Below are 17,620 nucleotides of genomic sequence, written 5' to 3'. Positions count from 1 at the left end.
GTCAGTCCTCGTTCAATGTCGGATCGGTGGCGGGCAGCGCGGGCTTCTTCAGCAGGCGCCGCAAAAAGATCGGCGCCACGAAACCAAGGATCGCCGCGATCCACAACCCCACCGCGATGGGCGAGGAGAGCAGATACCACCAGTCGCCGTTCGACAGGACCATCGCGCGGCGCAGGTTGTCCTCCATCGCGTTGCCCAAAAGGATGCCCAGGATCACCGGGACCGTCGGCATGTCCAGCTTGCGCATGACATAGCCCAGGACGCCGAAACCGACCATCATCAGCATGTCGAAGCTGGAGCCGGTCAGTGAATAGATCCCCACGAAGGCGATCATGGTCACGCCCGGCAGCAGCACCCAGGCCGGCACCGACAGGATCTTGACGAAGACCTTGACCATCGGGACGTTCATCAACAGCAGCACGACGTTGGCGATCAGCAGCGACGCGATCAGCGACCAGACGACCTCGGGGCGCTCGGTGAACAGCAACGGGCCGGGGGTGATGTTTAGCGTCAGAAGCAGCGCCAGCAGCACGGCCGTGGTGCCCGAACCCGGCACGCCAAGCGTCAGCATCGGCACCAGCGCGCCACCGGCGGCGGCGTTGTTGCCGGCCTCGGGGGCGGCGACGCCCTTGGGGTTGCCCTTTCCGAAGCTGGTCTTGTCCTTGGCCACGGATTTCTCCGCCATATAGGCCAGGAAGGATCCCAGGGACGCGCCCGCGCCGGGCAGGACGCCCGCGACAAAGCCGATCCCGGTGCCGCGCAGCATCGCGCCGCTGGTCTGGCGCAGCATCCGCCAGGGGACCAGGATCTTGCCCAGCTTGACGCCGATGGCGCTGTCCTTGCCGTGGCTTTCGATGAAGTGGAACACCTCGGCCACCGCAAACAGGCCCACGATGGCCACCAGAAAGTCCACCCCGTCCATCAGGTGCAGCTCACCGAAGGTGAAACGCGGCATGCCGGTGGTCTTGTCCATGCCAATCATCGCGATCCCGAGGCCGATTGCCGCGGCCATCGCCGCCTTGGCCTGGTTCGACGAGCCGATGCCCCCAAGCGTGCAGAAGGCCAGGATATAAAGCGCGAAATATTCTGCCGGGCCGAACTGATAGGCGACGCGCGCCAGGTAGGGCGCAAAGATCATCAGGCCGACGGTCGCCAGCAATGCGCCCACGAAGGAGGCCACGCCCGACACGACCAGCGCCTCGGCCGCCTTGCCCTGCCGGGCCATGGGATAGCCGTCCAGCGTGGTCATCATCGCGGGCTCGTCACCCGGAATGTTCAAGAGGATCGAGCTGATGCGGCCGCCATACATGGCGCCGTAATAGACCGAGGTCAGCAGCACCAGCGCCGAGATCGCATCAAGGCCCATCGAGAAGGAAATCGGGATCAGCAGCGCCACGCCGTTCGACGGCCCAAGGCCCGGCAGCGCGCCGATGATCGTGCCCACGAAGCAGCCGATCACGGCCAGCATCAGCGTGAAGGGCGTTATGGCGATGGAGAAGCCCATAGCAAGGTTGGCAAGCGTGTCCATGAATTCAGAACCCCATGCCGGCGGGCAGGCCCTTCAGGCCCAGACCCAGGATGACGCGGAAAAGAACGAAGAGGCCGACCGACAGGCCCAGGCCCGACAGCGCCGCGCGCATCGGGTGGCCGCCGATCTGCCAGCTGAGGATGCCCGCGGCGATGGCCGTCGGGATCAGGAAGCCAAGCGGCGTGATGGCATAGGCATAGGCCACCAGCACCAGCAGCGCGAGGGCCAGCTGCGCCACCATCGGGCCCGCCGGCCAGTCCTGGTCGGGGTCCGGGCGCAGCACCATGACCAGCGCCGACAGGATGACCACGGTGGCGATCATGTAGGGGAAGATGCGCGGCCCGACGGGGTCGGACATGAAGCTGGTCTGGATGCCGCTGGCGCTGAGGATATACCCCAGCGCCACGACGATCATGACCGACCCGAAGATGCGGTCGCCACGGATCATTGCAGCAACCCGATCTCGCGCGAGACCTCCTGGATCTCGGCGATGTTGGCGTCCACGAAGGTCTGGAACTCATCGCCGAGGATCATGTAGGGCTCGAGGCCGTTTTCGGCCATCACCGCCTGCCACTGCTCGGATTCGCCGACCTGCTGCAGCGTCTGGACCCATTTCTGATAGTCCTCGTCGCTGATGTCCTTGGGGACATAGATGCCGCGCCAGTTCATCGCCACGATGTCGACGCCCTGTTCCTTGGCGGTCGGCACGTCGTCAAAGCCGGTCACGCGCTCTTCCGACAGGACGGCGATGGGGCGCACGTCGCCCGACTTGATGAAACCGGTGATCTCGGACAGATCGCCGGTCATCGCCTGCGCAAAGCCGCCCACCGTCTGGGTGATCGCATCCGCGCCGCCGTCGAGGCCGATATACTTGACCGAGCGCATGTCCTCGAACCCGGCCTTGTCCAGCATCATCAGGACCTTGAGGTGGTCGAACCCGCCCACGGCCGAGCCGCCGGCAAAGGCCACGCTGGAGGGATCGGCCTTCACCGCCTCGATCAGGTCGGTCAGGTTCTGGTAGGGGCTGTCCTTGGCCACCACGATCACGCCGGGATCGCCGCCGATCGAGCCAACCCACCGCACCTGGTCGGCGGTGGCGCCGGCAAAGGCGTTCTGCGCCAGGCGCGTGGTCGTGGCGGACGAGGCCGCGACAAAGACCTCGGGGTCGCTGCTGCGCTTGCTGACGACCTGGGTGAAGGCCACGCCGCCGCCCGCGCCGGCCAGGTTCGTCACCTGCACCATGTTCGGCACGATCCCCAGTTCGGTCATCAGCCGCCCGATCTGGCGGCAGGTAAAGTCCCAGCCGCCGCCGGGGTTGGCCGGTGCGATGCATTCGGCGGCCGTGGCCGGAACGGCGACACTCATCATCAGCGCAGCTGCGGCTGCACGGGTCCAGTTCTTCATGCTGTCCTCCCAGACTGCCCGCGCGAAAAGGGGGGCGGGCTTGCGGGGTGCAGAGTTTGATGAAAAGCTGACACCAACCTGTCACCCATTGCCGAAAAGTTAAGCGGATGCGTTTTCTTCTGGTCGAGGACAGCGACGAGCTGGCCCGCGCCGTCGCCTCGCGGCTGGCGATGGAGGGGCATGGCGTGGATCATGCCGCGACCTTGGAAGATGCTCGACATTTCCTGGAAAGCGCGCCTTATGATCTGATCCTGCTGGACATTTCACTGCCTGACGGGGACGGCCGCGACTTTCTGGCGCGCGAGCGGGCGGCGCGGCGGGATACGCCGGTGATCATGATGACCGCCAGCGCCTCGGTCAGCGACCGGGTCAGCACGCTGGACCAGGGCGCCGACGATTACATCACCAAACCCTTTGATTTTGCCGAGCTGCAGGCCCGTTGCCGGGCGGTCCTGCGGCGCCGGGACGGGGCGGCGGACAGCCGGCGCCATTTCGCGGGCTTTACCTTCGATGCGCTGGCGGCCACCGTCAGCATCGGCGACGAGACGCGGGAACTGCGCGCCCGCGAACTGCGCCTGCTGGAGATCCTGCTGTCGCGGCCGGGCCAGGCCTATTCCAAGGCGCATCTGATCGACCGGCTGTTTTCCTTTGACGAGGAGGTCAGCGACAACGCGATCGAGGTCTATGTCGGGCGCCTGCGCCGCAAGCTGGAGGGGTCGGGCGCCCGGCTGGAGACGCTGCGCGGGGTGGGCTATCGCCTGATTCCGGAATGAGGCGCTGGCTGCGCCTGGTCGATCCGGCCCGCATCACCTCGCTGCGCCGCCGGTTGGTCTGGCAGTTCCTGGTCCTGTCGGCGGCGCTGGTCCTGGGCCTGTTCCTGACGGTGGGCTGGGTGGCCGACCGGGCGTCGCGTGCCTCGCAGGACGCGGTCCTGGGGGCGGCGGTGACGGCGATCACCGAGGGCATCCGCAGCGTCGATGACGGGCTGGAGCTGGACCTGCCCTATGCGACCTTTTCCATGCTGGGGGCGATGGGGGACGAACGCATCTTCTATGCGCTGGCCGTGGCGGACCGCGTGGTGACGGGCTACGAGGACCTGCCCGCACCGCCCGAGGCCGCGCAGGACATGGTGCCGGTCTTCTGGAACGCCGATTACCGGGGCGCGCGGCTGCGCCTGTCGGCCGTGGCGCGCCCGATGCTGATCGAGAACCGCCTGCAGCCCGTCACCGTGACCCTGGGCCAGACCCGCCTGGGGCAGGCGGCCATCGCGCGCGACACTGCCCGCAGCGCGGCCTGGGCGGCGCTGGCCTTTCTGGTCCTGGCGCTGCCCGTGGCGCTGCTGGCGGCGCAGGCGGTCCTGTCGCCGATCCGCAGCCTGGCCGAAGTCATGGGCCGGCGTGGCCCGCGCGACCTGCGCCCCGTGCGCCATCCGACGCCCCGCGAACTGGCGCCGCTGCTGCGGGCGCTGAACGGGCTGATCGCCCGCCTGCGCGGCGCGCTGGACCTGGCCGAGACCTTCATCTTTGAGGCCGCCCACCGGATCCGGACGCCGCTGTCCTTGGTGCGGACCGAGGCCGAGCTGGCGCTGTCGGAAACCACCGACGAGGCCACGCGCATCCGCCTGCGCCGCATGGTGCGCGCCATCGGGGAAAGCAGCCGATCGGCCAACCAGATCCTGGACCACGCGATGGTCATGTATCGCAGCGACCAGTTCGCCGCCGCGCCCCTGGACCTGGCGGCGCTGACCCGCGCCGTGGTGCGGGCCGTGGCGCCCCTAGCCGAGATGCGCGACATCGCCCTGTCGCAGGCCGGGCTGGACAGCCCATGCCCCATCGAAGGGGACGAGCGCATGCTGGAGATCGCGCTGCGCAACATCCTGGACAATGCGGTGAAATACGCCGCACCGGAGGGACGGATCGCGGTGTCGCTGGGGCGCGAAGGGCCGATGGCCGTCCTGCGCGTGCAGGATGACGGCCGGGGCCTGTCGGACGACCCCGCGCAGCTGATGGCGCGCTTTCGGCGCGGCGGCAATGTGGGCGATATCGGCGGCTCGGGGCTGGGCCTGACCATCGTGACCGAGGTGGCCGCCACCCATCGCGGCCGCTTTCGGCTGGAGCCCGGAGAGAGGGAGGGAACATGCGCCTTGCTGCACTTGCCGCTGGCCTGATCGCGCTGGCGCTGGCATCCCCGGCCCGCGCCTTCGAGATCGAGCAGGAACGTCGCTTTGGGCCGGAGGAGGGGACGCCCATCCAGGTCCTCTCCACCACCGACACCGCCGCCTTTGCGCCGGTGCTGGAGGATTTCGTGGCCCGCCACCCGGGGCGCGGCATCCGCTATGTCCAAGCGGCCTCGACCGAGATCTTTGCGGCCATCCACGACCAGGACGCGCGCTTTGACCTGGTGATCAGCTCGGCCATGGATCTGCAAATGAAGCTGGCCAATGACGGTTTCGCGGCCGGGGTCGAGATGGAGGCGCCGGGCCTGCCCGGCTGGGCGCGCTGGCGCCAGCAGCTGTGGGGCATGGCGCTGGAGCCGGTGGTGACGTTGGCCTCGCGCCAAGCCTTGGGCGATCTGCCGCTGCCGCGCACGCGGCGCGACCTGATCGCGCTGCTGCGGGAAAATCCGGACCGCTTCCGGGGGCGCATCGCGGCCTATGACCCGCAGGTGTCGGGGGTGGGCTATTTCCTGATCGCACAGGATGACCAGGTCTCGGACGGGTTCTGGCGGCTGGCCGAGGTGATGGGGCGGCTGAACGCGCGGCTGTTCTGCTGTTCGGGCGAGATGATCGAGGAGCTGCGGGCGGGGCGGGTCTCTGTCGCCTATAATGTCGTGGCCAGCTATGCGGCGCGGTTCCGTCCCGACGACCCGGACCTGGTCCAGCTGGGCTTCGAGGATTACATCTTTGCCATTGTCCGGTCGGCCTTTGTTCCGGTGACTGCGCCCGACCCCGACGGGGCGCGGCTGCTGCTGTCCTATCTGCTGTCGGACCCGGCGCAGCGGCTGATCGCGGCCAGTGCCGGGGTGGCGCTGGTGCCGGGGACGGGGCCTGCGCCCTCTCCGCAGCTGCGGCCGATCCGGCTGGATGCGGGGCTGCTGGTCTATGACGACCGGCTGCGCCGGGCCGGGCTGCTGGCGGAATGGCGGGCGGCGCTGGTCCAGCCGCAGGCTGGCCCCTGAGGAGCCGCGATCCGGTCGATCAGCCGCGCCAGGCCCTGCGGGTCGGACAGAAAGGGCGAATGGCCCCAATCCGTCGCATGCGCCTGATCCACCGGGGCGCGGTCCAGCATCGCCCGCTGCAATGCGGGCGCGATGGCCCGGTCGTGTTCGCAAAGGAGATAGTGCCGCGTCACGTCGGCCCGCGCGGGGCCCGGCAGCGGGTCGCGCATCGGGCCCAGGGGCTGGGGGCGCAGCCGGGGCAGGGCGCGGGCCACGATCTTTTCGGGGACATCCTGATAGAGCATGTCGCAGGCGGCGTCGGCGGACATCACCAGCCGCCCTTCGTCATCGCGGGGCCAGGCGCGGGCGGGGCCGGGGTGCAGGCGGTCCAGCCGTGCCAGGCTGTCGCCCGGCAGCGGCAGATAGCTGCAGAGGTGGATCAGCAGCCGGGGCGGACGCTGCTGTGCCAGCGCCTCGGCCAGGATGCCGCTCATGGAATGGCCCAGGATGATCGCGGCGGCGGGCAGGGCGGTGACGCAGTCGGCCAGCGTCGTGCCGGGGTCGTCGGGCAGGTCTGGGCAGGCGACGCGGTGGCCCGCCGATCGCAGCGCCTCTGCCGTCGCCTGCCAGCACCAGCCGCCGTGCCAGGCGCCGTGGATCAGGAGGATGTCGCTCATGCCCCGCAGCCTGACGCGGACCCACGGCTGCCGCAAGCGGCTTGACCGCGCCCGGCGCGATGGGCTTGATGCCCCGTCACAAGGGGGCGCGCGATGATCGACAAGCTGGAAATGTTCCTGGCCGTGGCCAAGGAGGGTCATTTCGGCCGCGCCGCGCAAAGCTTGGGCGTCACCCAGCCCACCCTGTCCGCCGGCATCAAGCAGCTGGAGGAGCAGCTGGGCGTCCTGCTGATCTTTCGCGGCTCGCGCTATGGCGGGTTGACGCCCGAGGGGCAGGCGGCGCTGGTCTGGGCGCGGCGCATCGTCGGCGACACCCGCCAGCTGCGCGACGAGATGCGTGCCGTGCGCCACGGCCTGTCGGGGCGGCTGCGCATTGCGGTCGTGCCCACGGCGCTGACCTGGGCCGCGCGGCTGGCGGCGCGATACGGCGCCAAGCATCCCAATGTCGGCTTTACCATCCTGTCGCGCAGCTCGGTCGAGATCCTGCAGATGATCGAGGACCTGGAGGTGGATGCCGGGATCTCGTACCTGGACAACGAACCCTTGGGCAAGGTCAGCTCGGTCCCCCTTTATGATGAGCGCTATACGCTGGTGACGCCCGAGGGGCATCCGCTTGCCGCCGGCCGGGCCGTGGCCTGGTCCGCGCTGGAGGGGCAGCGGCTGTGCCTGCTGAGCCCCGACATGCAGAACCGCCGCATCATCAACCGCCGGCTGGCCGAGGCGGGGGTGAACCCGACGGCGACGGTGGAATCGAATTCGACGGTGGTGCTGGTGTCGCAGGTGCTGGCGGGAGGCTGGTTGACGATCCTGCCCCAGGACATCGCCTGGTTCCTGGCGCAGGGCAAGCCGCTGTCGCTGGTCCCGCTGGAGGGGGGCGGGCCCGGTCATGCGGTGGGCCTGATCGCCCCCTGGCGCGAGCCGCATACCCCGGTTCTGGAGGCGCTTCTGACCGAGGCGCGGCGCATGGTTCGATAGAAGATTTCTATCGTTTAACGGAATTGCGATATTGATTTTCGGTGCAATGCACTGTCTTGTGGGTGGCCAGAACTGAAAGGCCAGCCATGCTTGAACACGCGCCAGCCCCCGCGCCCGAGGAAATTCGCGAGGTCGTAGCCCCGCTTGCGGAGCTTGAGGGTCCCCTGCTGCCCATGCTGCACGCGATCCAGGAGGTCTGGGGCCATGTGCCGCAGGCTGCGGTTCCGGTGCTGGCCGACCTGCTGAACCTGGGCCGGGCCGAGGTTCATGGCGTCATCAGCTTTTACCACGATTTCCGCGACCACCCCGCCGGGCGTCGCGTGCTGAAGATCTGCCGGGCCGAGGCCTGCCAGGCCGTCGGCGGCGCGGCCGTCGCGCAATCGGTCCTGGACCGGCTGGGCCTGGACTGGCACGGCACCACGCCCGACGGTGCGGTGACGGTCGAGCCGGTCTATTGCCTGGGCCTGTGTGCCTGCGGGCCGGCCGCGATGCTGGACGGCCGCGTGATTGGTCGCATCGACGCCGATCGGATCGAGGCGGAACTGAAAACCGGCCCCGTGGAGGCGCGCGCATGAAGATCTGGGTCCCCCTCGACAGCGCCGCCAAGGCGCTTGGTGCCGATCAGGTGGCCGATGCCATCGCCCGCGAGGCCGCGGCGCGCGGGCTTGACGTGCAAATCATCCGCAACGGCACGCGCGGTATGGTCTGGCTGGAGCCGCTGGTGGAAATCGACGCGGGCCAAGGCCGCGTGGCCTTCGGTCCGGTGACGCCCGCCGATGTGCCGGCGCTGCTGGATGGGTCGCTGCCCTGCCACGGGCCGGTCGAAAACATCCCCTTTTTCGGTCGCCAGACGCGCCTGACCTTTGCGCGCTGCGGGCTGATCGACCCGCTGGACCTGGACGATTACGCCGCGCATGGCGGCCTGGTGGGCCTGCGCCGCGCTATCGGCATGAGCCAGGCCGAGATCGTGCAGGAGGTCGCCGACAGCGGGTTGCGCGGTCGCGGCGGCGCGGGCTTTCCGACCGGCATCAAGTGGCGGACCGTCAGCGATGCGGTGGCGGACCAGAAATACATCGTCTGCAATGCGGACGAGGGCGACAGCGGCACATTCGCCGACCGGATGATCATGGAGGGTGATCCCTTCACCCTGATCGAGGGGATGGCGATCGCGGGCCTGGGTGTCGGCGCGACGCGCGGCTATGTCTACATGCGCAGCGAATACCCCGATGCGATCCGCGTGATGGAGGCGGCGGTGGTGATCGCCCGCCGGCGTGGCGTGCTGGGCGCGGATGTGCTCGGCAGCGGCCGGGCCTTCGACATGCAGATCCGGATCGGCGCGGGCGCCTATGTCTGCGGCGAGGAGACCAGCCTGCTGAACAGCCTGGAGGGCAAGCGCGGCACGGTTCGTGCCAAGCCGCCGCTGCCGGCGCTGGAGGGCTTCCTGGGCAAGCCCACGGTCGTCAACAACGTGATCAGCTTGGCGACCGTCCCGGTGATTTTTGAAAAGGGCGCGCAGCATTACGCCGATTTCGGCCTGGGCCGGTCGCGGGGCACTGTGACCCTGCAGATCGCTGGCAACGTGCGCCAGGGCGGTTTGTTCGAAACCGCATTCGGCATGTCCCTGGGGGAGGTCGTGAACGACATCGGCGGCGGCACGCTGTCCGGGCGTCCCGTCAAGGCGGTGCAGGTCGGCGGGCCGCTGGGGGCCTATATGCCGGTTTCGAAGTTCGACACGCCGATGGGATACGAGGAATTCGACCAGAAGGGCGGGCTGATCGGCCATGCCGGCCTTGTCGTTTTCGACGACAGCGCTGACATGCTGCAGATGGCCCGTTTCGCGATGGAATTCTGCGCGGTCGAAAGCTGCGGCAAATGCACGCCCTGCCGGATCGGCGCGGTGCGGGGCGTCGAGACGATCGACCGGATCGCCGCGGGCGATCCCGGTGCGGCGGCCCTGCTGACCGACCTTTGCGAGACGATGAAGGACGGATCGCTGTGTGCGCTTGGGGGCTTCACGCCCTATCCCGTCATGTCTGCCCTGACCCAGTTCCCCGACGATTTCGCCACCCATAAGGAGGCAGCGGAATGAAAGACTTCATCATCCCCCAATTTCCCCCGGGTGACGAGCGCGACATGGGCACCCCCGCCCGCAACGGCGCGCCGGTCAGCCTGACCATCGACGGGTTCGAGGTCGTGGTGCCCGAGGGCACCTCGGTCATGCGCGCGGCCTTCGAGGCGGGGATCGAGGTCCCCAAGCTGTGCGCCAGCGACAACATGGAGGCCTTCGGCTCCTGCCGGTTGTGCGTGGTCGAGATCGAGGGCCGGCGCGGCACGCCCGCCAGCTGCACCACGCCGGTGACCGAGGGCATGATCGTCCACACCCAGTCTGCCAAGGTGCGCAAGATCCGCAAGGGCGTGATGGAACTGTATGTCAGCGACCACCCGCTGGACTGCCTGACCTGCGCGGCCAACGGCGATTGCGAATTGCAGGACGCGGCGGGCAAGGTCGGCCTGCGCGATGTCCGCTATACGCCCGGCGACAACCATTTCGATCCCAAGGGCATCGGCGCCCGCAGCCAGTCCGAGGCGCGGCTGCGCGAGGGGCCGGGCAATCCGCAGTTCATCCCCAAGGACGACAGCAACCCCTATTTCACCTATGATCCCAGCAAGTGCATCGTCTGTTCGCGCTGCGTGCGCGCCTGCGAGGAAGTGCAGGGGACATTCGCGCTGACCATCGAGGGGCGCGGTTTCGACAGCCGCGTCAGCGCTGGCGCGGCGGCGGACAATTTCCTGACCAGCGACTGCGTCAGCTGCGGCGCCTGCGTGCAGGCCTGCCCGACGGCGACCTTGCAGGAAAAGTCGGTGGCCGAACTGGGCACGCCCACGCGCTCGGTCATCACCACCTGCGCCTATTGCGGCGTCGGCTGCAGCTTCAAGGCCGAGATGAACGGCGACACGCTGGTGCGCATGGTGCCCTGGAAGAACGGCAAGGCGAACCGCGGCCACAGCTGCGTCAAGGGCCGCTTTGCCTATGGCTATGCCGCGCACAAGGACCGCATCCTGTCGCCGATGATCCGCGACACGATCGACGAGCCCTGGCGCGAGGTCAGCTGGGACGAGGCGCTGAGCTTTGCCGCGACCCGGATGAAGGGCATCCAGCAGAAACACGGCCGCCGTTCAGTGGGCGTCATCACCTCCAGCCGCTGCACCAACGAGGAAACCTATCTGGTGCAGAAGCTGACCCGCGCGGTGTTCGGCAACAACAACACCGACACCTGCGCCCGCGTCTGCCATTCGCCTACCGGGTATGGCCTGGGTAAGACCTTTGGCACCTCGGCCGGCACCCAGGATTTCGACAGCGTCGAGCATACCGACGTCGTGCTGATCATCGGCGCGAACCCCACGGACGGCCACCCGGTCTTTGCCAGCCGCCTGAAAAAGCGTCTGCGGGCCGGGGCCAAGCTGATCGTGGTTGATCCGCGCCGCACCGACATCGTGCGCAGCGCCCATGTCGAGGCGCAGTATCACCTGCCGCTGCGGCCGGGCACCAACGTGGCGGTCGTCAGCGCGATGGCGCATGTGATCGTCACCGAAGGGCTGATGGACGAGGCCTATATCCGCGACCGCTGTGACTGGGACGAATTCCAGCACTATGCCGAGTTCATCAGCGATCCCCGCCACGCCCCCGAGGCGACCGAGGCGCTGACCGGCGTTCCGGCCTCTGACCTGCGCGCGGCGGCACGCCTGTTCGCGACCGGCGGCAATGGCGCGATCTATTACGGCCTGGGCGTGACCGAGCATTCGCAGGGATCGACCACCGTGATGTCGATTGCGAACCTGGCGATGCTGACCGGCAATATCGGCCGTCCCGGCGTGGGCGTGAACCCGCTGCGCGGCCAGAACAACGTGCAGGGTGCCTGCGACATGGGGTCCTTCCCGCACGAGCTGCCGGGATACCGCCATGTCAAGCTGCCGGACGTGCGCGCGATCTTTGAAAAGGCCTGGGGGGTCGAGATCGACTCGGAGCCCGGCCTGCGCATCCCGAACATGCTGGATGCGGCGGTCGAGGGCACCTTCCGCGGGCTTTACTGCCAGGGTGAGGACATCCTGCAGTCGGATCCTGACACGCATCACGTGGCGGCGGGCCTGAAGGCGATGGAATGCGTGATCGTTCATGACCTGTTCCTGAACGAGACTGCGAACTATGCCCATGTCTTCCTGCCGGGCAGCAGCTTCCTGGAAAAGGACGGCACCTTCACCAATGCCGAGCGTCGCATCAACCGCGTGCGCAAGGTCATGCAGCCCCGCAACGGCTATGAGGACTGGGAGGTCACGCAGATGCTGGCCAATGCGATGGGTGCCGGCTGGCATTACACCCATCCCGCCCAGATCATGGACGAGATCGCCTCGACCACGCCCAGCTTTGCTGGCGTGACCTATGAACTGCTGGAGGAGAAGGGCAGCGTCCAGTGGCCCTGCAACGAGGCCGCGCCCGAGGGGACGCCGCTGATGCATGTCGATGGCTTCATGTCGGGCAAGGGTCATTTCATGATCACCGAATATGTGGCCACCGATGAGCGGACCGGCCCGCGCTTTCCGCTGCTGCTGACGACCGGGCGCATCCTGTCGCAGTACAACGTGGGCGCGCAGACCCGGCGGACCGAAAACACCGTCTGGCATGACCAGGACGTGCTGGAGATCCATCCGCACGACGCCGAGGTCCGCGGCATAAATGACGGGGACTGGGTGCGGCTGGCCAGCCGTGCGGGGGAAACCACGCTGATGGTGCAGCTGACCGACCGGGTGGCGCCGGGGGTGGTCTATACGACCTTCCACCACCCCGCGACGCAGGCCAATGTGGTGACCACCGATTTTTCGGACTGGGCGACGAACTGTCCGGAATACAAGGTCACCGCGGTGCAGGTCAGCCCGTCGAACGGTCCCTCGGACTGGCAGGAGCGCTATAACGAGCAGGCGGAGCGGTCGCGGCGGATCCTGTCGGCCGCGGAGTAAGCGATGCCTCTACCGCCTCCCGTCCGTTCCGTGGACGCCACGCATCACCGCCCGGGCAGCCGCCTGGCGGTGACGCGCGCGCTGCCCGAGGAGACGCCGGTGGCGATGGTCTATGGCGGCACGACGCAGGCGGTGATGATGGCGACGCCCGCCGATCTGGAGGATTTCGCCGTCGGGTTTTCCCTGACCGAGGGGATCGTCACGGCGGCGGACCAGATCGACCGGCTGGAGGTGATGGACCACGCCCGGGGCGTCGAGGCGCAGATGTGGCTGGCCGGGGACCGGGCCGAGGCGCTGGCCGCCCGGCGGCGCTTCATGGCCGGGCCGGTGGGCTGCGGCCTTTGCGGCATCGACAGCCTGGACGAGGCGACGCGCGCGCTGCCCGACCTGTCGGGTGTGGGGCCGGTGCTGGATGCGGGCCAGGTGGCGGCCGCCACCGACGACCTGCGCGGCTGGCAGCCGCTGCATGACCAGACCCGCGCCGTCCATGCCGCGGGCTTTCTGCTGCCGGGGCAGGGGATCGTCCTGGCGCGCGAGGATGTGGGCCGTCACAACGCCCTGGACAAGCTGATCGGCGCGATGGCCCGGCAGGGCATCGAGGCGCGGCAGGGCGTCTTTGTCCTGACCAGCCGCGTATCGGTCGAGATGGTGCAGAAATGCGCGATCGCCGGGGCCGGCCTGCTGATCGCGGTCTCCGCCCCCACGGCCCATGCGCTGCGCCTGGCGCAGGACGCGGGCATCACCCTGGCCGCATTCGCGCGCGGCGAGGGCTTTGACCTTTTCTCTCACCCCCAACGGCTTGATGCCGAGGTATCCGATGTCGCCTGAAAAGATGGTCCTGATGGCCAACCAGATCGCCGCCTTCTTTGACAGCCAGCCCGGCGACCCGGCCCGCCAGATCGCCGATCACCTGCGCGATTTCTGGGAGCCGCGGATGCGCGAGAAGCTGCTGTCCTATCTGCAGTCGGGCGGCACGGGACTGAAACCCTCGGTCGAGGAGGCCGCGCGCCTGCTGTAGGGGGGCGATGCAACCCGCGGCAGGGTTCGGGGGTTTGGTGCCCGGAACATGAGCCAGACAGCCGGGGACAGGCACTTTACCATGCAGGACCAGACCGACGGATTCGACCTTGGCCGCGCCAAGGTCTGCGTCATCATGAATCGTGGCTCGGGCCGCAAGAAGCACCGGGCGCTGGTTCGCCTGCTGGAGGAACGGCTGGCGCCCGCCTGCGGGTCCTATCAGCTGCGGCAGAGCCGCAAGGGCAGCGACCTTCCGCGCCTGGCCCGGCAGGTCGCGGGCGAGGGTTTCGATCTGGTCATCGCGGCGGGCGGGGACGGCACGCAATCGGCGGTGGCGGGCGCGCTGGCCGGCACGCAGACGGTCATGGGCGTGCTGCCAGGCGGCACCTTCAACTATTTCGCACGCGACCTGGGCGTCGGCGAGACGATCGAGGATGCGCTGGACACGATCCTGGACGCCAAGGTCGCGCCGGTCGATCTGGGCGATGCGAACGGTCTGATCTTTCTCAACAACATCAGCCTGGGCGCTTATCCGCATATCCTGAAGACGCGCGAGGGGATCTATCGCCGCTGGGGGCGGTCGCGGGTGGCCGCCTATTGGTCCGTGCTGGTGGCGCTGCGCCGGCTGCGGCGGCCCATGCAGCTGGTGGCGCGGGCGGAGGGCGAGACGCGCCGTTATACCAGTGCGCTGGTTTTCGTGGCCCGCAGCGCCTATCAGCTGGAAAGCTTTGGCCTGGAGGGGGCGCAGGAGATCCGCGACGGGCAATTTGCCGTGCTGATTGCCAAGGCGCGCCAGCCGCTGCCGCTGATCCGGTCGGCCATCCGGCTGGCCTTTGGGCACAGTGCCAAGGATGACGATTTCGACCTGATCCTGACCGACGATCTGCAGATCGACACGCCCAAGCGTCGGCAGCTGGTCGCCCATGACGGGGAAAAGACCGTGCTGACCAGCCCGTTCCATCTGCAGGTGCGCCGTGGGGCCTTGCGGGTGCTGCTGCCGGCCGACGGGATCAGCAAGACTGCCGGCGTCGAGGACTGAGGCTTGACGCGGATCCTGCACCTGACCGACCTGCATTTCGGGTTTCACCGCGAAACGCTGGTCCAGCCGCTGCTCGACCGGATCGCGGACCTGCATCCGGACCTGATCGTGGTGACGGGAGACCTGACCCATCGCGCGCTGGAGGTGCAGATGGCCCAGGCCCGCGACTTTCTGGACCGGATCGAGGTGCCGCTGATGCTGATGCCCGGCAACCACGACGTGCCGCTGTGGAACCCCCTGGCGCGGATGTTCTGGCCCTTTGCCGGGTTCCGGCGGTATTTCGGGCCGTCCCTGACGCCCATCGGGCGCAGCGGCGACGTCCGGGTCCTGTCGATCAACAGCGCCGATCCCTATGTCTGGCAGCGCGGCAAGATCCGCAGCGGCGAGATCGGCCGCATCATCGGCGGGATCGATCCGCTGGGCACCAACATCGTGGCGCTGCACCACCCCCTGCAGCAGCTGCCGCGCGTGGACAAGGCCCTGGCGCGGCGGGCCTCGGAGGCGCTGTATCGGCTGGAGGCCGCCGGGGTGCAGGTCGTGCTGTCGGGGCATCTGCATCGCTGGGCACTGGACGACCTGCTGGAGACGGGGCGCCATCCGCGCGTCCTGCAGATCCAGACCGGGACCGGGCTGTGTGCCCGGGTCACCGACCGCTGGAACGAGTTCGTGCTGCTGGAGATCGACGGGCCCCGGCTGGAGGTGCAGCGGCACCGGGCGCCGATGGAGGCCGAACGTTTCGAAGACCCGGAAATCGCGGTCTTCAGCCGGGCCACGGGGGTCTGGGCGCGCGTTTAGACGTTGAGTTTCGGTGCCATCGGCGTTAAAGGGAGGCCAGTCAATCGGGCGACATGGCCAGAACAGGCCGCTTTTCGACGGGTCGGGCGCTTTGCCTCGACCCTTTGTCGTTGCCCCGGGGGACATCATAAAGACCGGCGGAGCCAACCGTCAGGCCGGAAAACAGACACAAAGGAAACTGAACACGCATGTGCGCTAAAGCGACCATGGAGGAATTCGAAGCCCTCCTGAACGAAAGCTTCGAGATCGATACCCCGGACGAAGGTTCGGTTGTCAAGGGCCGCGTCATCGCCATCGAGGCGGGCCAGGCCATCATCGACGTCGGCTACAAGATGGAAGGCCGCGTCGATCTGAAAGAATTCGCAAATCCCGGCGAAGAAGCCAGCATCAAGGTCGGCGACGAAGTCGAGGTCTATCTGGACCGCGTCGAGAACGCCCGTGGCGAGGCCAGCATCAGCCGCGAGAAGGCCCGCCGCGAGGAAGCCTGGGATCGCCTGGAGCGTGCCTATGCCGATGAAGAGCGCGTCGAAGGCGCCATCTTCGGTCGCGTCAAGGGCGGCTTCACGGTCGATCTGGGCGGCGCCGTCGCCTTCCTGCCGGGCAGCCAAGTCGATGTGCGCCCCGTGCGCGATGCCGGTCCGCTGATGGGTCTGAAGCAGCCGTTCCAGATCCTGAAGATGGACCGCCGCCGCGGCAACATCGTCGTGTCGCGCCGCGCCATCCTGGAAGAAAGCCGCGCCGAACAGCGCGCCGAAGTCATCGCCAACCTGACCGAAGGTCAGACGGTGAATGGCGTGGTCAAGAACATCACCGAATACGGTGCCTTCGTTGACCTAGGCGGCGTCGACGGCCTGCTGCACGTCACCGACATGGCCTGGCGCCGCGTCAACCACCCGTCCGAAATCCTCGCCATTGGCGAGTCGGTCCTGGTCCAGGTGATCAAGATCAACAAGGACAGCCACCGCATCAGCCTGGGCATGAAGCAGCTGCAGGCCGATCCGTGGGATACGGTTGCCGACAAGTTCCCGATCGAATCGGTCCACCAGGGCCGCGTGACCAACATCACCGATTACGGCGCCTTTGTGGAGCTGGAAGCCGGTGTCGAGGGTCTGGTCCACGTGTCGGAAATGAGCTGGACCAAGAAGAACGTCCATCCGGGCAAGATCGTGTCGACCTCGCAGGAAGTCGACGTGATGGTCCTGGAGATCGACGAGGCCAAGCGCCGCGTCAGTCTGGGCCTGAAGCAGACCATGCGCAACCCGTGGGAAGTGTTCGCCGAAACGCATCCGTCGGGCACCGTCATCGAGGGCGAAGTCAAGAACATCACCGAGTTCGGTCTGTTCGTGGGCCTGGAAGGCGACATCGACGGCATGGTTCACCTGTCGGACATCAGCTGGGATGCCCGCGGCGAAGATGCGATCCAGGATTTCCGCAAGGGCGACGTCGTCAAGGCGGTCGTTCAGGACGTGGACGTCGAGAAGGAACGCATCAGCCTGTCGATCAAGGCGCTGGAAAACGAGCACATGGCCGAAGCCGTTGATGGCGTGAAGCGTGGTTCGATCGTCACCGCCGAGGTCACCGCGATCGAGGAAGGCGGCATCGAGGTCGAGTACAACGGCGTCAAGTCCTTCATCCGTCGTTCGGATCTGGCCCGTGACCGTCAGGACCAACGCCCCGAGCGTTTCCAGGTCGGCGACAAGGTCGATGCCCGCGTGACCAATGTGGACACCAAGACCCGCCGTCTGGGCCTGTCGATCAAGGCCCGCGAGATCGCCGAGGAAAAGGAAGCGATCGACCAGTACGGAAGCTCGGATTCGGGCGCCTCGCTGGGCGACATCCTGGGTGCGGCGCTGAACCGCAACGGCTGATCCGTCGCAACGATGCAGAGCTTGCCCGCCCCGGTCCTTCCGGGGCGGGCTTTTTATTGCCGAACAGGGGCTTGGGCTTTCGCATCCGGCTTGCGCGGATTGGGCAAAGCTGGCAACGCTATGAAACCAGTGACTTCTGTCGGGCGTT

Annotated in this window: 16 protein-coding genes; 12 read left to right on the top strand and 4 right to left on the bottom strand. The window is 67.8% G+C overall.

Annotation, left to right across the window (positions count from 1 at the left end):
• Window position 1: 1 nt before the first annotated feature.
• From ACNR9W_RS09845 to ACNR9W_RS09835, 3 genes are read right to left on the bottom strand one after another with little or no spacing between them, the layout of a single operon-like run.
• Window positions 2-1,528, bottom strand: a complete 1,527-nt coding sequence (locus ACNR9W_RS09845) for a tripartite tricarboxylate transporter permease (RefSeq protein WP_419267506.1) — start codon at window positions 1,526-1,528, stop codon at window positions 2-4.
• Window positions 1,529-1,532: 4 nt separating this feature from the next.
• Window positions 1,533-1,976, bottom strand: coding sequence for a tripartite tricarboxylate transporter TctB family protein (locus ACNR9W_RS09840; RefSeq protein ID WP_419267508.1), 444 nt, complete (start codon window positions 1,974-1,976; stop codon window positions 1,533-1,535).
• Window positions 1,973-2,932: a Bug family tripartite tricarboxylate transporter substrate binding protein gene (locus ACNR9W_RS09835; RefSeq protein ID WP_419267509.1), complete on the bottom strand. Its 960-nt coding sequence runs from the start codon at window positions 2,930-2,932 to the stop codon at window positions 1,973-1,975. The genes ACNR9W_RS09840 and ACNR9W_RS09835 overlap by 4 nt, the downstream gene beginning before the upstream one ends.
• A 107-nt stretch (window positions 2,933-3,039) precedes the next feature.
• On the opposite strand from ACNR9W_RS09835, the gene ACNR9W_RS09830 reads away from it, so the two are divergent.
• The 3 genes from ACNR9W_RS09830 to ACNR9W_RS09820 are packed head-to-tail and all read left to right on the top strand — an operon-like array spanning window position 3,040 to window position 6,109.
• Window positions 3,040-3,705, top strand: coding sequence for a response regulator transcription factor (locus ACNR9W_RS09830; RefSeq protein ID WP_419267510.1), 666 nt, complete (start codon window positions 3,040-3,042; stop codon window positions 3,703-3,705).
• A complete protein-coding gene (locus tag ACNR9W_RS09825) occupies window positions 3,702-5,099 on the top strand; it encodes a sensor histidine kinase N-terminal domain-containing protein (RefSeq protein ID WP_419267511.1) in 1,398 nt (465 codons plus the stop codon). Before ACNR9W_RS09830 ends, ACNR9W_RS09825 begins: the two co-directional genes overlap by 4 nt.
• Window positions 5,069-6,109: an ABC transporter substrate-binding protein gene (locus tag ACNR9W_RS09820; protein WP_419267512.1), complete on the top strand. Its 1,041-nt coding sequence runs from the start codon at window positions 5,069-5,071 to the stop codon at window positions 6,107-6,109. Before ACNR9W_RS09825 ends, ACNR9W_RS09820 begins: the two co-directional genes overlap by 31 nt.
• Here ACNR9W_RS09820 and ACNR9W_RS09815 read toward each other — a convergent pair.
• Complete coding sequence (locus ACNR9W_RS09815) at window positions 6,031-6,765, bottom strand: alpha/beta fold hydrolase (protein ID WP_419267513.1); 735 nt, start codon at window positions 6,763-6,765, stop codon at window positions 6,031-6,033. The two genes, ACNR9W_RS09820 and ACNR9W_RS09815, sit on opposite strands and share 79 nt — an antisense overlap.
• Before the next feature lie 93 nt (window positions 6,766-6,858).
• On the opposite strand from ACNR9W_RS09815, the gene ACNR9W_RS09810 reads away from it, so the two are divergent.
• The 9 genes from ACNR9W_RS09810 to rpsA all read left to right on the top strand — a co-directional run bounded on the left by ACNR9W_RS09810 (window position 6,859) and on the right by rpsA (window position 17,472).
• A complete protein-coding gene (locus ACNR9W_RS09810; protein WP_419267515.1) occupies window positions 6,859-7,740 on the top strand; it encodes a LysR family transcriptional regulator in 882 nt (293 codons plus the stop codon).
• An 86-nt stretch (window positions 7,741-7,826) separates the two neighbouring features.
• Entirely contained in the window at window positions 7,827-8,315 is a 489-nt protein-coding gene (locus ACNR9W_RS09805) for a formate dehydrogenase subunit gamma (RefSeq protein ID WP_419267517.1), read from the top strand.
• Window positions 8,312-9,829, top strand: a complete 1,518-nt coding sequence (locus ACNR9W_RS09800) for a formate dehydrogenase beta subunit (RefSeq protein WP_419267519.1) — start codon at window positions 8,312-8,314, stop codon at window positions 9,827-9,829. The genes ACNR9W_RS09805 and ACNR9W_RS09800 overlap by 4 nt, the downstream gene beginning before the upstream one ends.
• Window positions 9,826-12,753, top strand: coding sequence for a formate dehydrogenase subunit alpha (fdhF, locus tag ACNR9W_RS09795; RefSeq protein ID WP_419267520.1), 2,928 nt, complete (start codon window positions 9,826-9,828; stop codon window positions 12,751-12,753). Before ACNR9W_RS09800 ends, fdhF begins: the two co-directional genes overlap by 4 nt.
• A gap of 3 nt (window positions 12,754-12,756) precedes the next feature.
• Window positions 12,757-13,581: a formate dehydrogenase accessory sulfurtransferase FdhD gene (gene fdhD, locus ACNR9W_RS09790; protein WP_419267521.1), complete on the top strand. Its 825-nt coding sequence runs from the start codon at window positions 12,757-12,759 to the stop codon at window positions 13,579-13,581.
• Window positions 13,571-13,771, top strand: coding sequence for a formate dehydrogenase subunit delta (locus ACNR9W_RS09785; RefSeq protein ID WP_419267522.1), 201 nt, complete (start codon window positions 13,571-13,573; stop codon window positions 13,769-13,771). The genes fdhD and ACNR9W_RS09785 overlap by 11 nt, the downstream gene beginning before the upstream one ends.
• A gap of 81 nt (window positions 13,772-13,852) precedes the next feature.
• Complete coding sequence (locus ACNR9W_RS09780; RefSeq protein WP_419267523.1) at window positions 13,853-14,809, top strand: diacylglycerol/lipid kinase family protein; 957 nt, start codon at window positions 13,853-13,855, stop codon at window positions 14,807-14,809.
• A 3-nt stretch (window positions 14,810-14,812) separates the two neighbouring features.
• The gene (locus tag ACNR9W_RS09775) at window positions 14,813-15,604 is read left to right on the top strand and encodes a metallophosphoesterase family protein (protein ID WP_419267524.1); all 792 of its coding nucleotides are present in this window, start codon (window positions 14,813-14,815) and stop codon (window positions 15,602-15,604) included.
• A 188-nt stretch (window positions 15,605-15,792) separates the two neighbouring features.
• Complete coding sequence (gene rpsA, locus ACNR9W_RS09770) at window positions 15,793-17,472, top strand: 30S ribosomal protein S1 (RefSeq protein ID WP_419267525.1); 1,680 nt, start codon at window positions 15,793-15,795, stop codon at window positions 17,470-17,472.
• Window positions 17,473-17,620: the final 148 nt, after the last annotated feature.

This window comes from Paracoccus sp. T5, assembly GCF_048538155.2.
Lineage (GTDB): Bacteria > Pseudomonadota > Alphaproteobacteria > Rhodobacterales > Rhodobacteraceae > Paracoccus.
This window is presented reverse-complemented; position numbering and strand designations above follow the sequence as displayed.

Bases quoted from the DNA above. Each gene is read 5' to 3' on its own strand.
- ACNR9W_RS09845 (WP_419267506.1), bottom strand. From the start codon at position 1,528: ATGGACACGCTTGCCAACCTTGCTATGGGCTTCTCCATCGCCATAACG.
- ACNR9W_RS09840 (WP_419267508.1), bottom strand. From the start codon at position 1,976: ATGATCCGTGGCGACCGCATCTTCGGGTCGGTCATGATCGTCGTGGCG.
- ACNR9W_RS09835 (WP_419267509.1), bottom strand. From the start codon at position 2,932: ATGAAGAACTGGACCCGTGCAGCCGCAGCTGCGCTGATGATGAGTGTC.
- ACNR9W_RS09830 (WP_419267510.1), top strand. From the start codon at position 3,040: ATGCGTTTTCTTCTGGTCGAGGACAGCGACGAGCTGGCCCGCGCCGTC.
- ACNR9W_RS09825 (WP_419267511.1), top strand. From the start codon at position 3,702: ATGAGGCGCTGGCTGCGCCTGGTCGATCCGGCCCGCATCACCTCGCTG.
- ACNR9W_RS09820 (WP_419267512.1), top strand. From the start codon at position 5,069: ATGCGCCTTGCTGCACTTGCCGCTGGCCTGATCGCGCTGGCGCTGGCA.
- ACNR9W_RS09815 (WP_419267513.1), bottom strand. From the start codon at position 6,765: ATGAGCGACATCCTCCTGATCCACGGCGCCTGGCACGGCGGCTGGTGC.
- ACNR9W_RS09810 (WP_419267515.1), top strand. From the start codon at position 6,859: ATGATCGACAAGCTGGAAATGTTCCTGGCCGTGGCCAAGGAGGGTCAT.
- ACNR9W_RS09805 (WP_419267517.1), top strand. From the start codon at position 7,827: ATGCTTGAACACGCGCCAGCCCCCGCGCCCGAGGAAATTCGCGAGGTC.
- ACNR9W_RS09800 (WP_419267519.1), top strand. From the start codon at position 8,312: ATGAAGATCTGGGTCCCCCTCGACAGCGCCGCCAAGGCGCTTGGTGCC.
- fdhF (WP_419267520.1), top strand. From the start codon at position 9,826: ATGAAAGACTTCATCATCCCCCAATTTCCCCCGGGTGACGAGCGCGAC.
- fdhD (WP_419267521.1), top strand. From the start codon at position 12,757: ATGCCTCTACCGCCTCCCGTCCGTTCCGTGGACGCCACGCATCACCGC.
- ACNR9W_RS09785 (WP_419267522.1), top strand. From the start codon at position 13,571: ATGTCGCCTGAAAAGATGGTCCTGATGGCCAACCAGATCGCCGCCTTC.
- ACNR9W_RS09780 (WP_419267523.1), top strand. From the start codon at position 13,853: ATGCAGGACCAGACCGACGGATTCGACCTTGGCCGCGCCAAGGTCTGC.
- rpsA (WP_419267525.1), top strand. From the start codon at position 15,793: ATGTGCGCTAAAGCGACCATGGAGGAATTCGAAGCCCTCCTGAACGAA.